The organism is Phenylobacterium sp. (assembly GCF_036821595.1).
In the GTDB taxonomy this organism is placed as follows: domain Bacteria; phylum Pseudomonadota; class Alphaproteobacteria; order Caulobacterales; family Caulobacteraceae; genus Phenylobacterium.
This window is the reverse complement of record NZ_DAISJG010000010.1, coordinates 89,503-103,130: the sequence shown is the minus strand read 5'-3', so window position 1 is coordinate 103,130 and position 13,628 is coordinate 89,503. Positions and strand designations below refer to the sequence as shown.

Below are 13,628 nucleotides of genomic sequence, written 5' to 3'. Positions count from 1 at the left end.
CGAAATTCCTTGTCGGGTAAGTTCCGACCTGCACGAATGGCGTAACGACTTCCCCACTGTCTCCAGCATAGGCTCAGCGAAATTGAATTCCCCGTGAAGATGCGGGGTTCCCGCGGTCAGACGGAAAGACCCTATGAACCTTTACTGCAGCTTCGCCTTGGCGTTAGCAGCAACATGTGTAGGATAGGTGGGAGGCTATGAAACCGGGGCGCCAGCTTCGGTGGAGCCATCCTTGAAATACCACCCTTGTTGTTGCTGACGTCTAACCGCGGCCCGTTATCCGGGTCCGGGACATGGCGTGGCGGGCAGTTTGACTGGGGCGGTCGCCTCCCAAAGTGTAACGGAGGCGCGCGATGGTGGGCTCAGAGCGGTCGGAAATCGCTCGTCGAGTGCAATGGCATAAGCCCGCCTGACTGAGAGACTGACAAGTCGATCAGAGACGAAAGTCGGCCATAGTGATCCGGTGGTTCTGCGTGGAAGGGCCATCGCTCAACGGATAAAAGGTACTCTAGGGATAACAGGCTGATTTTGCCCAAGCGTCCACAGCGACGGCAAAGTTTGGCACCTCGATGTCGGCTCATCACATCCTGGGGCTGGAGCAGGTCCCAAGGGTTCGGCTGTTCGCCGATTAAAGTGGTACGTGAGCTGGGTTCAGAACGTCGTGAGACAGTTTGGTCCCTATCTGCCGTGGGTGTACGAAGCTTGAGAGGATCTGTCCCTAGTACGAGAGGACCGGGATGGACACACCTCTGGTGGACCTGTCGTGGCGCCAGCCGCGCAGCAGGGTAGCTAAGTGTGGAATAGATAACCGCTGAAAGCATCTAAGCGGGAAACTAACCTCAAAACAAGGCTTCGCTGAGAGCCGTGGTAGACCACCACGTTGATAGGCCAGGTGTGGAAGTGCCGCGAGGCATGGAGCTTACTGGTACTAATCGCTCGATCGGCTTGATCGTTCTTATCAAAACTCATGAAGCTCTGATTTGAGCTTTCCAGACGATGTCTTCACCACATCCGTTTCGTTGACCTGGTGGCTATGCCGGGGGGTCCCCACCCGATCCCATTCCGAACTCGGTCGTTAAGCCCCTCTGGGCCGATGGTACTTCGTCTTAAGGCGCGGGAGAGTAGGTCGCCGCCAGGTCTACCAAACGGATGTGTGGTCCAAACCCTTCAATCACGATCATCCAAGTACCGGCTTTGCCGCGGGGTGGAGCAGCCCGGTAGCTCGTCAGGCTCATAACCTGAAGGTCACAGGTTCAAATCCTGTCCCCGCACCCAAGATCGAACACGGCCCTCGCGCTTGCGGGGGCCGTTTTCGTATGTGCGCGGCGGCGGGCGCCGCGGCGTCAGGCTTTCCAACGCGGGCGTTGCGGCCATGATGGGCGCATGGACGCCGGGCTCTTCGATCTCAGCGGGAAGGTGGCTCTGGTCACCGGCGGCAGCCGGGGGCTGGGGCTCGAGATGGTCCGCGCCTTCGCGCGGGCCGGCGCGGATGTGGTGGTGGCGAGCCGTAAGCTGGAGGCCTGCGAAGCGGTCGCCGAGGAGATCCGTGGCCTGGGCCGCCGGGCGCTGGCGGTCTCCGTCCACGCGGCCAAATGGGACCAGATCGACGCGCTGATCGAGGCCGCCTACGCCGGGTTCGGCCGCATCGACATCCTGGTGAACAATGCCGGAATGTCCCCCGCCGTGCCGAGCCACGAAGTCACCGAGCAGCTGTTCGACAGCGTCGTGGGCCTGAACTTCAAGGGGCCGTTCCGGCTCGCGAGCCAGGTGGCGCACCGGATGAAGCAGGCCGGCGGCGGGGTGATCATCAACGTCTCGTCGTCAGGCGCGCTGATGCCGCTGCCGGGCGTGGTGCCCTATTCCGGCGCCAAGGCGGCGCTGAACGCCATGACCGTCTCCATGGCGCGCGAGTACGGGCCGGAGGTCCGGGTCAACACCATCTCGGCCGGGCCGTTCCTCACCGACATCTCCAAGGCCTGGAGCCCGCAGGCGCGGGAGCGGGCGGACAATGCGCTGGGCCGTCCCGGCCGGCCGGAGGAGGTGGTGACCACCGCCCTCTACCTGGCCAGTCCCATGTCGTCCTTCACCACGGGCGCGATCGTGCGGGTGGACGGCGGCGCCTAGCCGGAGGGCCGGCCGGCCATGAAGGCCTCGAAGCGGGCCTTCCAGTCCGGGTGCCAGCGCGACAGGGCCGGGCGGTTCTCGATCAGGTCGCCCATGGACCAGGCCATCCGTTTCTCGTCCGTCGCCCGGTCGACGTCGTTGTCGGGGCACAGGATGTAGAAGTCGCCGCGCCCCAGGCTCTCCAGCATGAAGTCGACCACCTGGTCGGCGGTCCAGGCGGCCGGCGGCTTCTGCTTCGCCCCGGTGATGCCGGTGAAGGTGAAGCCGGGGATCAGCAGGTGGGCGCTGATCGGGCACTCCGCGGTGTTGCGCAGCTCGTGCTGCAGGGCCTCGGTGTAGGCCTTCAGGGCGGCCTTGGAGACGTTGTAGGCGGCGTTGCCGGGCGGGGTGGTGACGCCCTGCTTGGAGCCGGTGTTGATCACGAAGGCCGGGCGGCGGGCGTCCACCATGGCCGGCAGGAAGGCCTGCACCCCGTTGATGACGCCCCACAGGTTCACCTCCATGAGGCTGCGCCAGGCGTCGAGGTTCTGCCAGGTCCCGCCGGGGTTCAGGCCCACGCCGGCGTTGTTCATCAGCACGCCCACGTGACCGAAGTGCTGGAGGGTGAGGTCCCGCAGCCGCTGCAGGTCGGAGGCCTTGGCCACGTCGGTGGGCACGGCGGCGACGCGGCCGCCCGCCTCGCGGATCGAGGTCTCGGCGGCGCGCAGCTTCTCGCCGGAGAGGTCGGCGAGCACGACGGGCATGCCCATGGCGGCGAACCGGCGGGCGGCGGCCAGGCCGATGCCGCTGGCCGCGCCGGTGACGACGGCGGCGCCGCCGTCGGCGAAGGGAGGAAGGAGAGGCGTGCTCATGGCCGCAGACTAGCGCGGCGGCATGCGGATCGCGCCGTCCAATCGCACGGTCTCGCCGTTGAAATAGCCGTTGCGCAGCATGGTGAGCGCCAGGTCGGCGTATTCCTCCGGATGGCCGAGGCGCCGGGGGAAGGGCACGGAGCGGGTCAGGCCCTCGAAGATCTGCGGGGCGCGGTCCTTCACGCCCAGCATCGGCGGCGTCGCCATGATGCCCGGCAGGATGGTGTTGATCCGGATGCCTTCGCTGGAGAGGTCGCGCGCGATGGTCAGGGTCATGCCCTTGATCGCCGCCTTGGCCGCGGAATAGGCGACCTGGCCCACCTGGCCCTCCTCGGCGGCCACCGAGCCGGTGTTGACGATGGCCCCGCGCTCCCCGTCGACGTTGGGCTCCAGGGTCGCCATGCCCGCCGCGCTCTTCACGATGCAGCGGAAGGTGCCGACGGTGTTCAGGCCGAGCACCCACTCGAAGTCGGCGACGTTGAACGGCTTTATCTCGCCGGTCTGCCTGTCGCGGGCGATGGTCTTGCCGCCGCGGCCGCCGCCGGCGCAGTTCACCAGGACGCGCTCCTGGCCGTGGGCCGCGCGGGCCTTGGCGAAGCCCGCGTCGACGGAGGCCTCGTCCATGACGTTGACCTCGCAGAAGAGGGCGCCGATCGCCTCGGCGGTCTTCGCGCCGTTCTCGCGGTTGAGGTCGAAGATCGCCACCTTCACGCCGAGGTCGCGCAGGGCGGCGGCGGTGGCTCGGCCCAGACCGGACGCGCCGCCGGTGACCACGGCGGCGACGGAGCTGTCGAGTTTCATCTGGCGGTTCCTCCTCCTAAGACCTTGGCCTGCGGCATAGCATCCGCGCGGCCTTCCCCTAGGGCGGGAGGGCGCCCTAACGGCGCCCCGACATCGGGTTATGGTGGCCCCAGTTCTGATTTGAGAGACCGGACGGAGAGACCGAATGGCGGATTTCGGCGGCGACGTGGAGCTGGAGGGGTTCCGGGCGGAGGCCCGCGCCTGGCTCGACGAGAACTTCCCCAAGAGCCTGAAGGGCCAGGCGGGCCTCGCCATGGCGATGATGGAAGGGCTGAAGCCCACCGGCGACCTGGCGCTCTGGAAGGAGCGGATCGGGGCCAAGGGCTGGGGCACGCCCACCTGGCCGACCGAGTACGGCGGCGGCGGCCTGTCCACCGCCCAGGCGCGCGTGCTGCAGCAGGAGATGGGCCGGGCCGGGGCGTTCAACCCGCTGACCTTCGGCATGGGCGTGACGATGATCGGCCCCACCATCCTCGACTACGGCACCGAGGAGCAGAAGAAGAAGCACATCCCGCCGATCGTGCGCGGCGACGTGCGCTGGTGCGTCGGGTACTCGGAGCCCAACGCCGGCTCCGACCTCGCCAGCCTGCAGATGCGCTGCGAGGACGCCGGCGACCACTGGAAGATCAACGGCCAGAAGACCTGGACCAGCGGGGCCCAGTGGTCCGACTGGTGCGGCGCGCTCGTGCGGACCGATCCTTCGGCGAAGAAGCACGAGGGCATCACCTTCATGCTGATCGACATGCACCAGCCCGGAATCGAGCCGCGGCCGATCTCGCTGATCAGCGGGGCCTCGCCGTTCTGCGAGACCTTCTTCACCGACGCCGTGGCCCCGAAGGACGCGGTGCTGGGCAAGCTCAACGAGGGCTGGACGGTCGGCAAGCGCCTGCTGCAACATGAGCGCGCGAGCCAGACCCAGGCCTCCGGCGGCGGCCGGGCCGCGGCGATTGAGGACATCGCCAAGCGCTATGTGGGCGTGGACGAGCGGGGCCGCATCGCCGACGGCGAACTGCGGGTCCGCATCAACCGGCATCTGATGGACGCCCGCGCGCACAACCTGACGCTGGCCCGGGCGATGGCGGAATCGAAGGGCAACGGGGCGACCAACGCCGCCTCGGTGCTGAAGAACTCCGCCACCAGCGTCGCCCAGACCCGCGCCGAACTGCTGCTCGAGATCATGGGCCACCAGGGCCTGGGCTGGGAGGGCGACGCCTTCTCCGCCGAGGAGGTCGAGGCCGTCCGCAGCTGGCTGTGGGGCAAGGCCATGTCGATCTACGGCGGCTCGTCCGAGATCCAGAACAACATCATCTCCAAGCGGATCCTGGGGCTGCCCGACAGCACCCAGTCCGCCTGAGCGTCATCGAAGGAAGCATCATGTCCGAAGCCCTGATCATCGACGCCTGCCGCACGCCCCGCGGCATCGGCAAGGTCGGCAAGGGGGCGCTCGCCGAGCACCACCCGCAGCACCTGGGGGCCACCGTCCTGGCGGCGCTCGCCCAGCGAAACAACCTCAACACCGCAGAGGTGGACGACATCATCTGGGGCACCTCGTCCCAGCGCGGCAAGCAGGGCGGCGACCTGGGCCGGATGGCGGCCCTGGACGCCGGCTACGACACCCGCGCCTCGGGCGTGACGCTGGACCGGTTCTGCGGCTCGGGCATCACGGCGGTGAACCTCGCCGCGGCGCAGATCATGTCGGGCATGGAAGACCTGGTGATCGCCGGCGGCACCGAGATGATGAGCTACACCGCGGCCACCGCCAGCATGCAGGGCCCCGACGGCGGCCCGGCGCTGATCGACAGCGGCAACACCCGGCTGCGCGCCAAGCATCCGCAGTCGCACCAGGGCGTCTGCGCCGACGCCATCGCGACCATGGAGGGCATCTCCCGCGAGGCGCTGGACGAGCTCGCCTATGTGAGCCAGCAGCGCGCCGACAAGGCGATCCGGGAGGGCCGCTTCGACCGCTCGCTGGTCGCCGTCTACCGCGAGGACGGCTCGGTGGCGCTGGACCGCGAGGAGTTCCCGCGGCCGCAGACGACGCTGGAAGGGCTGGCGGCGCTGAAGCCCTCGTTCGAGGCCATGGCCCGTGCGCCGCTGAACGAACAGGGGATGACGCTCGCCGGGCTCATCAACCAGGTCTATCCGGACCTGGAGATCCGGCACTTCCACCACGCGGGCAATTCGTCCGGCGTCGTCGACGGCGCGGCGGCCGTGCTGCTGGCCTCGCCGGAGTACGCGAAGACGCACGGCCTGAAGGCCCGGGCCCGCATCGTCGCCACCGCCAACGTCGGCGACAGCCCGACCCTGATGCTGAACGCACCGGTGCCGGCGGCGAAGAAGGTGCTGAAGAAGGCCGGCCTGACCCCCGACGACATCGACCTGTGGGAGATCAACGAGGCCTTCGCCGTGGTGGCCGAGAAGTTCATCCGCGACCTCGAACTCGACCGGGAGAAGGTCAACGTCAACGGCGGGGCCATGGCGCTCGGCCACCCGATCGGCGCCACCGGCTCGATCCTGATCGGCACGATCCTCGACGAGCTCGAGCGCCGCGACCTGAAGCGCGGACTGGTCACCATGTGCGCCGCCGGCGGCATGGCGCCTGCGATCATCATCGAGCGCGTCTGACCCGAGAGACAGGCATCTGAAACGAAGCGGCCCTCGCGCAAGCGGGGGCCGTTTTCGTATGGGCCTAGCCGGCCGACATGTAGGCGAAGCGGGCGAGGAACAGGGCGGCCAGCGCATAGAGCAGCCAGTCGCCCGGCGTCGTGCGGCGGGCGACCAGCTTGAGCGCCGCGTAGGCCAGCACGCCGAAGGCCAGGCCATTGGCGATGGAGAAGGTCAGCGGGATGGTGACGAGGGTCAGGAAGGCGGGGACGCCGACGACGGGGTCCTCCCAGTCGATCTCCGCGAGCGGGGCCATCATCATCGCGCCGACCAGGATCAGGGCCGGGGCGGTGGCGGCGGCGGGCACGAGCTGGGCCCACGGCGCCACGAACAGGGTGGCGAGGAACAGGAGGCCGACCACGACGGCGGTCAGGCCTGTGCGGCCGCCGACCGAGACGCCGGAGGCGCTCTCGATGTAGCTGACCACGGTGCTGGTGCCGGCGAGCGAGCCCACGACGGTGGCGCTGGCGTCGGCCACGAGGATGCGGTTCAGGCGCGGAATCGAGCCGTCGGGCGCCATCAGGCCGGCGCGCTTGGAGACGGCGACCAGGGTGCCGACGTTGTCGAACAGGTCGACGAACAGGAAGACGAACAGGATCTCCAGCAGGGCGAGGCCGAAGCCGTGGCCGCCGATCCCGAGGGCCGCGGGGATGTCGAGCTGGAAGGCCGTCGAGGTCATGGCCTCGACGCTGTAGGGCTGCGGGTTCCACTGGGCGAGGCCGAGCGCCCAGCCGAGCAGGGCGGTCACGACGATGCCGATCAGTATGCCGCCGCGCACCTTCAGCACCTGCAGGGCGGCGACGATGACGAGGCCCAGGATGGCGAGCAGGGCGGTCGGGCTCCTGATGTCGCCCAGGCCCACGAGGGTGCCCGGATTGGCGGTGACGATGCCGGCGCTGCGCAGGCCGATGAAGGCGATGAACAGGCCGATGCCGGCGGCGATGGCGGCGAACAGGCTGCGCGGGATGGCGTTGACGATGAGCTGGCGCACGCCCGCGAAGGTAAGCACCAGGAAGGCGACGCCGGAGATGAACACCAGTCCGAGCGCCGTCTGCCAGGGCACGCCCATGGCGCCGACGACGGTGAAGGCGAAGTAGGCGTTGAGCCCCATGCCGGGCGCCAGCGCGATGGGGTAGTTGGCCAGCAGCCCCATGAGGAAGCAGCCGACGGCGGCGGCCAGGCAGGTCGCCGCCGCGACGCCCGCCACCGGCATGTCGGCCTGGCCCAGGATCGCCGGGTTGACCAGCACGATGTAGGCCATGGTCAGGAAGGTGGTGAGGCCGGCGAGCACCTCGGTGCGGACGGTCGTGCCGCGCTCGGAGAGCTGGAAGAGGCGCTCCAGCACCTCAGGCCTGCGCCACGTAGGCGTCGAGCGCGGCGAGGTGGCGCTGCTTCTCGTCGGGCTCCAGGAAGGCGCCGGTGAAGCTGTTCCTCGCCAGGGTGACGAGTTCGTCGCGGGTCAGGCCCACCGCGCCGGCGGCCTGCAGCCAGTTCTCGCCGAGATAGCCGCCGAAATAGGCCGGGTCGTCGGAGTTGATCGTGGCGTGGAGGCCCAGCGCCAGCATCCGCTTCAGCGGATGGGCGGCCAGGTCGTCCACGACGCAGAGCTTGAGGTTGGACAGCGGGCAGACGGTGAGCGTCATGCCCTCGCGGACCAGGCGCTCGACGAGCCTGGGATCCTCCAGGCTGCGGTTGCCGTGGTCGATGCGGTCCACGTGCAGGAGGTCGAGCGCCTCCCACACGTACTGGGGCGGGCCTTCCTCGCCGGCGTGGGCGACGAGCTTCAGCCCGCGCTCGCGGGAGGCCTGGAACACGCGGGCGAACTTCGACGGCGGGTGGCCGACCTCGGAGGAATCCAGGCCGACCCCGGCGATCCGGTCGAGGTAGGGCTCGGCCTGCCTCAGGGTCTCGAAGGCGGCCTCCTCGGGCAGGTGGCGCAGGTAGCAGAGGATCAGCTTCGAGGTGATCCCGAGGTCGCGTTCCGCCTGCGCCATGCCGGCCAGCAGGCCGTCGGCGACGACGGCGAAGGGGACGCCCCGGTCGGTGTGGGTCTGGGGATCGAAGAACAGTTCGACGTGGCGGCAACCGTCGGCGGCGACGCGGCGGAAGTAGGCGAGCGCCAGGTCCCTGAAGTCCTCTTCCGTCAGCAGGACCCGGGCGCCCTGGTAGTAGATGTCGAGGAAGTCCTGGAGGTTGGAGAAGGCGTAGGCCGCGCGCACCTCCTCCACCGACCCGAAGGGCAGGGCGATCCGGTTGCGCCGGGCCAGTTCGAACATCAGCTCGGGTTCGAGGCTGCCCTCGATGTGCAGGTGGAGCTCGGCCTTCGGCAGGCCGCGGATGAAGGCGGAAAGATCGCTCATGGCCTAATCCTTACCGCCATCGCGGGCGTGCGCCAGCCGGCCCATGAGGTAGGTGCGCTCGATCACCCGGTCGTCGCCGAGGATGGACAGGGCGAAGAGCTTGTCGCGCAGCGACCGCGCCGCGCCGGCCCGCCGGGCGAGCAGGGGCGTGGCCGAAGGGTCGAGGACCACGAAGTCGGCCTCCTTGCCAGGCGTCAGATTGCCGACGCGGTGGTCGATCCGCAGCGCCCGGGCGCCGGCCAGGGTGGCGAGATAGAAGGCGTGCAGCGGGTCCAGGGCCTCGTGCTGCAACTGGCCGACCTTGTAGGCCTCGCCCATGACGTGGAGCAGGGAGAAGCTGGCGCCGGCGCCGATGTCGGTCCCGAGCGCCACGCGGGCGCCGCAGGCGCAGGCCTGGTTCAGGGAGAAGAGGCCGGAGCCCAGCATCAGGTTCGAGGACGGGCAGAAGGCCGCCGAGGCGCCGGCCGCGGCGAGGCGGCGGAGGTCGGCGGCCTCGGTGTGGACGCAGTGGGCGAAGACCGAGCGCGGGGTGACGAGGCCGAAGCGGTCGTAGACGCCGAGATAGCTGCCGTGCTCCGGGAACAGGCCCTGGACGGTGGCGATCTCCTCGAGGTTCTCGCTCATGTGGGTGTGGACGAGGATGTCCGGGTGGGCGGCGGCGAGTTCGCCGGCCATGGCGAGCTGGGCGTCGGACGAGGTGACCGCGAACCGGGGCGTCACCGCATAGCCCAGCCGGCCGCGGCCGCGCCAGGCGCGGATCAGGGCCTCGGAGTCCGCCCGGCCGGTCTCCACCGTGTCGCAGAGCGCCGGCGGGGCGTGGCGGTCCATCAGCACCTTGCCGCCGATCAGCCGCATGTTGCGGGCCAGCGCCGCCTCGAAGAGGGCGTCCACGGAGGTACGGTGGACCGTGCCGAACACCAGGGCGCTGGTGGTGCCGTTGCGCAGCAGCTCGTCCAGGAAGAAGGCCGCGGCGGCGTCGGCGTGGGCCCGGTCCTCGAAGGCCTGCTCCACCGGGAAGGTGTGGGAGGCCAGCCAGTCCAGCAGGCGCGCGCCCCAGGCGGCGACCACGTCGGTCTGCGGGTAGTGGATGTGGGCGTCGATGAAGCCGGGGGCGATGATCCGGCCGGGCAGGGCCTCGACCGGCGTGCCCTCGGGCAGGCCGTCGGCGAGGTCGTCCCACGCCCCGGAGGCGGCGACGTGGCCGTCTTCGACGAGCAGCAGGCCGTCCTCGTGCCAGGCGACCACCGCCTCGCCGGCGACGGACGGGTCGTCCAGCATGTGCAGGAGGCTCGCGCGGAAGGCCTGGAGATTGCTCACCCGAGCGTGATGCGCATGCGCGCGGCGAAAGGCAACGGCCGGGCCGGTCCGCCGACCGGCGTTCAGGATTTCTTGCCAACTCGGGAGCGTAGGATCACAGTTCGCTCTCAAAGGCCCCGCGCCGGCGAACCGGCGCGGGGCCTTCCCGATTCTGGAGGTTCTTCAGACACATGTCCGGCAACAGGACATCCCACATCCGGCTCACCTCGCACCCCGGCGCGGGCGCGCCGAGCCGCTTCCCGATCCACTGGGACGCCGCCACCGCCCGCGCGCGCGGCCCGGTGGTGGCCACCGCCAACGCCGGCTCCGACCGCAACGCCGTCGGCGCCCACGGCGGCGCCTATTCGGTCTACCGGGCGCTGGCCATCTCGGCCGGGGCGATGAACCCGCTGGCCCGGCCGGAGCTCACCAACACCCATCCGGTGGTGGAGATCGGGCCGCATCCGCAGTGGAGCGAGGCCGGCAGGATCGTCAGCCTCGATCCCTGGGGCCACCGGGTCGCCGAGGACTTCGCGCCGGAGCTGGCCGAGGGCGTCGACATCCGCCCGACGATCGCCATCACCAAGGCGCGCATCGACCTGCCGGAGATCCACGAGGCCATCGCCAAGGGCCGGCTGAAGGTCGACGGCGAGGTGGTGCACGAGGGCGGCGACGTCTCGGTGACCAAGGCGGCGATCGATCCGGTCTGGTGGCTGCCCGGCATCGCCGAGCGGTTCGAGGTGGACGAGCAGACCCTGCGGCGCACCCTCTTCGAGCAGACCGGCGGCATGTATCCGGAGTTGGTGACCCGGCCGGACATCCAGGTCTTCCTGCCGCCGATCGGCGGCATCACCCTCTACATCTTCGGCGACCCGGCGAAGCTCGGCGACAGGCGGGTGAGCCTCACCTGCCGGGTGCATGACGAGTGCAACGGCTCCGACGTCTTCGGCTCCGACATCTGCACCTGCCGGCCGTATCTGACGCACGGGATCGAGGAGTGCGTGCAGAGCGCCCAGACCGGCGGCACGGGCCTGATCGTCTACAACCGCAAGGAGGGCCGGGCGCTCGGCGAGGTGACCAAGTTCCTGGTCTACAACGCGCGCAAGCGCCAGCCGGGCGGCGACCAGGCGGCGACCTATTTCGAGCGGACGGAGTGCGTGGCCGGGGTCCAGGACGCCCGCTTCCAGCAGATGATGCCCGACATCATCCACTGGCTGGGGATCCGGCGGATCGACCGGTTCGTCTCGATGTCCAACATGAAGTACGACGCCCTCGTGCACGGCGGCATCGAGATCGGCGAGCGGGTGCCCATTCCCGACTGGCTGGTCCCGCCGGACGCCAGCGTCGAGATGGAGGCCAAGAAGGCCGCCGGCTACTTCACCCCCGAAGGCCCGCCGTCGCAGGACGACCTGACGAAGGTGGTCGGGCGCGACCTGGACAAGTTCTGAGGCGACGCCCCCCAACACCGCTCATCCCCGCGAAGGCGGGGACCCAGGTGTCTTTCTTCAAGGAGCGCCGGCGTGTCCGGAATGAACACAACAAGCCTGGGTCCCCGCTTTCGCGGGGATGAGCGCGAAGTGGCGAAACACCTCCTCTCCGCCGCCGCCGTCCGCGCGCGCGCCCGTGAGCTGCTGGACCTCGCGCTGACCGACGGGCTCGCCGAGTGGCGGGTGGAGCTGGCGCGCCTGGACGCCGCCGCCGACCTGACGGCCGAGACTGTGCGGGCGAACTATCCGGACCTGCGCGTGCCGTTCCATGCGCGGTGGCGGCATTTCACGGCGAACGGCCGCGACCTGTGGGCGGAGGCGAAGAAACCGTCCGACCCGACCGACCTCGGGCGGGCGGCGTTCGACCTGGTGATCCCGTCGGTGCTGCTGGACGCCGGCGCGGGTCCGGCCTGGCGCTACCGCGACGCGACCGGCGCCGAGCTGGCGCGGTCGGAAGGGCTGGGCGTCGCCTCGCTGCGGATGTGGGAGTCCGGCGCGCTCGACGACCTTTCGGCGGTCGACGCGGCGGCGGTGGCCGAGGCCTTCCAGGTCTCGGACGACAATCCGCTGGTGGGCGTCGAAGGCCGCGCGGCACTGTTGCGCCGGCTGGGCGAGACGGTCGGCAGGCCGGCGCGCCTGTTCGACCTGATGGCCGGCCGGGCGGAGGCCGGGAAGCTGCCCGCGCCGGTGATCCTGGAGGTGCTGCTGGCCGAGCTGGGCCCGATCTGGCCCGGCCGCCTCGCGCTGGGCGGCATTCCGCTCGGCGACTGCTGGCGCCACCCGGCGGTGGAGGGCTTCGTGCCCATCCACAAGCTCAGCCAGTGGATGAGCTATTCGCTGATCGAGCCGCTGCAGTGGGCCGGCATCGAGGTGACGGACATCGACGGCCTCACGGGGCTCGCCGAATACCGCAACGGCGGCCTGTTCGTGGACTTGGGCGTCCTGGTGCTGAAGGATCCCGCCGATCTCGCCCGCGAGCACCCTGTCGATGGCCCGCTGGTCGTCGGCTGGCGCGCGCTCACCGTCGCCCTGCTGGACCGGCTGGCGCCCCTGGTGCGGGAGCGCCTGGGCGTGAGCGCCGAGGCCTTCCCGCTGGCGCGGGTGCTGGAGGGCGGATCGTGGGCCGCGGGGCGACGGATCGCGCGCGAGCTGCGCGCCGACGGCGGGCCGCCGCTGAAGATCCTCAGCGACGGGACGGTATTCTGATGGGGGCGAAGATGAAGGGCGTCACGGTCGTCGACCATCCGCTGGTCAGGCACAAGCTCACCCTGATGCGGAAGAAGGACACCTCGACCAAGAGCTTCCGCCAGCTCCTGAAGGAGATCGGCAGCCTGGTCTGCTACGAGGTCACCCGCGACCTGCCGCTGGAGACGGTGCAGATCGAGACGCCGCTCATGCCGATGAGCGCGCCGACCCTGGCCGGCAAGAAGCTGGTGTTCGCCGCCATCCTCCGCTCGGGCATGGGCATGCTGGAGGGGATGCTGGAGCTGGTTCCCGCCGCGCGCGTGGCGCACGTGGGCCTCTACCGCGATCCCGTCACCCTCGGCTGCGTGGAGTACTACTTCAAGGCCCCGGCCGACCTCGCCGACCGGCTGGTGATCGTGGTCGACCCGATGCTGGCCACCGGCAACACCGCCATCGCGGCCATGGACCGGCTGAAGGAGGCGGGCGCCCGGGACATCCGCATGGCCTGCCTGCTGGCCTCGCCCGAGGGGATCTCGAACTTCCACGGCCACCATCCGGAGGTGAAGGTCTGGACGGCCGCGGTGGACGAGCGGCTCAACGACCACGGCTACATCCTGCCCGGGCTCGGCGACGCGGGCGACCGGATGTACGGGACCAGGTAGCCGCGTCAGAACACCGGCAGGGTCAGCTTCAGCACGACGACGCAGGCTGCGAGCGACCACATCACGGTGCGGCCGATCAGCCTCTGGCGGTTCGGCGAATGTCTCCTGTGGGGGGCGGGGTTCGGCATGGCGGCGATCGGGGTCTTGGGGCTGGCGACAGGGCTCATATGAGCCTTCATGGCCGAGCTTCAATGAGCG

General features: G+C 69.8%; 12 protein-coding genes, 1 tRNA gene and 2 rRNA genes. 9 read left to right on the top strand and 6 right to left on the bottom strand.

Annotated features, from left to right (window positions below; genetic code table 11):
* The 4 genes from V7Z97_RS07895 to V7Z97_RS07880 all read left to right on the top strand — a co-directional run.
* Positions 1–953: ribosomal RNA gene (locus V7Z97_RS07895) — 23S ribosomal RNA — on the top strand; the annotation flags it as partial.
* Between the two features lie 70 nt (positions 954–1,023).
* Positions 1,024–1,138: ribosomal RNA gene (gene rrf, locus V7Z97_RS07890) — 5S ribosomal RNA — on the top strand.
* Between the two features lie 60 nt (positions 1,139–1,198).
* A tRNA-Met gene (locus tag V7Z97_RS07885) sits at positions 1,199–1,275 on the top strand.
* A gap of 108 nt (positions 1,276–1,383) precedes the next feature.
* Positions 1,384–2,124: an SDR family NAD(P)-dependent oxidoreductase gene (locus tag V7Z97_RS07880; protein ID WP_334162589.1), complete on the top strand. Its 741-nt coding sequence runs from the start codon at positions 1,384–1,386 to the stop codon at positions 2,122–2,124.
* Here V7Z97_RS07880 and V7Z97_RS07875 read toward each other — a convergent pair.
* A complete protein-coding gene (locus tag V7Z97_RS07875) occupies positions 2,121–2,975 on the bottom strand; it encodes an SDR family NAD(P)-dependent oxidoreductase (protein WP_334162588.1) in 855 nt (284 codons plus the stop codon). The two genes, V7Z97_RS07880 and V7Z97_RS07875, sit on opposite strands and share 4 nt — an antisense overlap.
* Before the next feature lie 9 nt (positions 2,976–2,984).
* A complete protein-coding gene (locus V7Z97_RS07870; RefSeq protein WP_334162586.1) occupies positions 2,985–3,776 on the bottom strand; it encodes an SDR family NAD(P)-dependent oxidoreductase in 792 nt (263 codons plus the stop codon).
* A 145-nt stretch (positions 3,777–3,921) separates the two neighbouring features.
* Between V7Z97_RS07870 and V7Z97_RS07865 the strand changes: the two genes are divergently transcribed.
* The gene (locus tag V7Z97_RS07865) at positions 3,922–5,130 is read left to right on the top strand and encodes an acyl-CoA dehydrogenase family protein (protein WP_334162584.1); all 1,209 of its coding nucleotides are present in this window, start codon (positions 3,922–3,924) and stop codon (positions 5,128–5,130) included.
* 20 nt (positions 5,131–5,150) lie between these two features.
* Positions 5,151–6,401 carry an acetyl-CoA C-acetyltransferase gene (locus V7Z97_RS07860; RefSeq protein WP_334162583.1) on the top strand — a complete coding sequence of 417 codons (1,251 nt, stop codon included), beginning with the start codon at positions 5,151–5,153 and terminating at the stop codon, positions 6,399–6,401.
* A gap of 64 nt (positions 6,402–6,465) precedes the next feature.
* On the opposite strand, the gene V7Z97_RS07855 is transcribed toward V7Z97_RS07860, so the two are convergent.
* From V7Z97_RS07855 to guaD, 3 genes are read right to left on the bottom strand one after another with little or no spacing between them, the layout of a single operon-like run.
* Complete coding sequence (locus V7Z97_RS07855) at positions 6,466–7,785, bottom strand: NCS2 family permease (protein WP_334162582.1); 1,320 nt, start codon at positions 7,783–7,785, stop codon at positions 6,466–6,468.
* 1 nt (position 7,786) lies between these two features.
* Positions 7,787–8,800, bottom strand: a complete 1,014-nt coding sequence (locus V7Z97_RS07850) for an adenosine deaminase (protein WP_334162581.1) — start codon at positions 8,798–8,800, stop codon at positions 7,787–7,789.
* Positions 8,801–8,803: 3 nt separating this feature from the next.
* The gene (gene guaD / locus V7Z97_RS07845) at positions 8,804–10,117 is read right to left on the bottom strand and encodes a guanine deaminase (RefSeq protein WP_334162580.1); all 1,314 of its coding nucleotides are present in this window, start codon (positions 10,115–10,117) and stop codon (positions 8,804–8,806) included.
* Positions 10,118–10,287: 170 nt separating this feature from the next.
* On the opposite strand from guaD, the gene V7Z97_RS07840 reads away from it, so the two are divergent.
* The 3 genes from V7Z97_RS07840 (at position 10,288) to upp (ending at position 13,430) form a co-directional block, all read left to right on the top strand.
* Positions 10,288–11,544 (top strand): GTP cyclohydrolase II, encoded by a 1,257-nt coding sequence (locus V7Z97_RS07840; protein WP_334162578.1) that lies wholly within the window; start codon positions 10,288–10,290, stop codon positions 11,542–11,544.
* A gap of 129 nt (positions 11,545–11,673) precedes the next feature.
* The gene (locus V7Z97_RS07835; RefSeq protein WP_334162577.1) at positions 11,674–12,789 is read left to right on the top strand and encodes a DUF1688 family protein; all 1,116 of its coding nucleotides are present in this window, start codon (positions 11,674–11,676) and stop codon (positions 12,787–12,789) included.
* Positions 12,790–12,800: 11 nt separating this feature from the next.
* On the top strand, positions 12,801–13,430 hold the full coding sequence (gene upp / locus V7Z97_RS07830) for a uracil phosphoribosyltransferase (protein ID WP_334162592.1): 630 nt from the start codon (positions 12,801–12,803) through the stop codon (positions 13,428–13,430).
* 5 nt (positions 13,431–13,435) lie between these two features.
* Here the strand turns inward: upp and V7Z97_RS07825 are convergent, their stop codons facing one another.
* A complete protein-coding gene (locus V7Z97_RS07825) occupies positions 13,436–13,597 on the bottom strand; it encodes a hypothetical protein (RefSeq protein ID WP_334162575.1) in 162 nt (53 codons plus the stop codon).
* Positions 13,598–13,628: the final 31 nt, after the last annotated feature.

Excerpts from the sequence above, each read along its gene's own strand:
- V7Z97_RS07865 (WP_334162584.1), top strand. The coding sequence starts at position 3,922 with ATGGCGGATTTCGGCGGCGACGTGGAGCTGGAGGGGTTCCGGGCGGAG.
- V7Z97_RS07850 (WP_334162581.1), bottom strand. The coding sequence starts at position 8,800 with ATGAGCGATCTTTCCGCCTTCATCCGCGGCCTGCCGAAGGCCGAGCTC.
- V7Z97_RS07870 (WP_334162586.1), bottom strand. The coding sequence starts at position 3,776 with ATGAAACTCGACAGCTCCGTCGCCGCCGTGGTCACCGGCGGCGCGTCC.
- V7Z97_RS07875 (WP_334162588.1), bottom strand. The coding sequence starts at position 2,975 with ATGAGCACGCCTCTCCTTCCTCCCTTCGCCGACGGCGGCGCCGCCGTC.
- V7Z97_RS07880 (WP_334162589.1), top strand. The coding sequence starts at position 1,384 with ATGGACGCCGGGCTCTTCGATCTCAGCGGGAAGGTGGCTCTGGTCACC.
- V7Z97_RS07860 (WP_334162583.1), top strand. The coding sequence starts at position 5,151 with ATGTCCGAAGCCCTGATCATCGACGCCTGCCGCACGCCCCGCGGCATC.
- upp (WP_334162592.1), top strand. The coding sequence starts at position 12,801 with ATGAAGGGCGTCACGGTCGTCGACCATCCGCTGGTCAGGCACAAGCTC.
- V7Z97_RS07825 (WP_334162575.1), bottom strand. The coding sequence starts at position 13,597 with ATGAGCCCTGTCGCCAGCCCCAAGACCCCGATCGCCGCCATGCCGAAC.
- V7Z97_RS07840 (WP_334162578.1), top strand. The coding sequence starts at position 10,288 with ATGTCCGGCAACAGGACATCCCACATCCGGCTCACCTCGCACCCCGGC.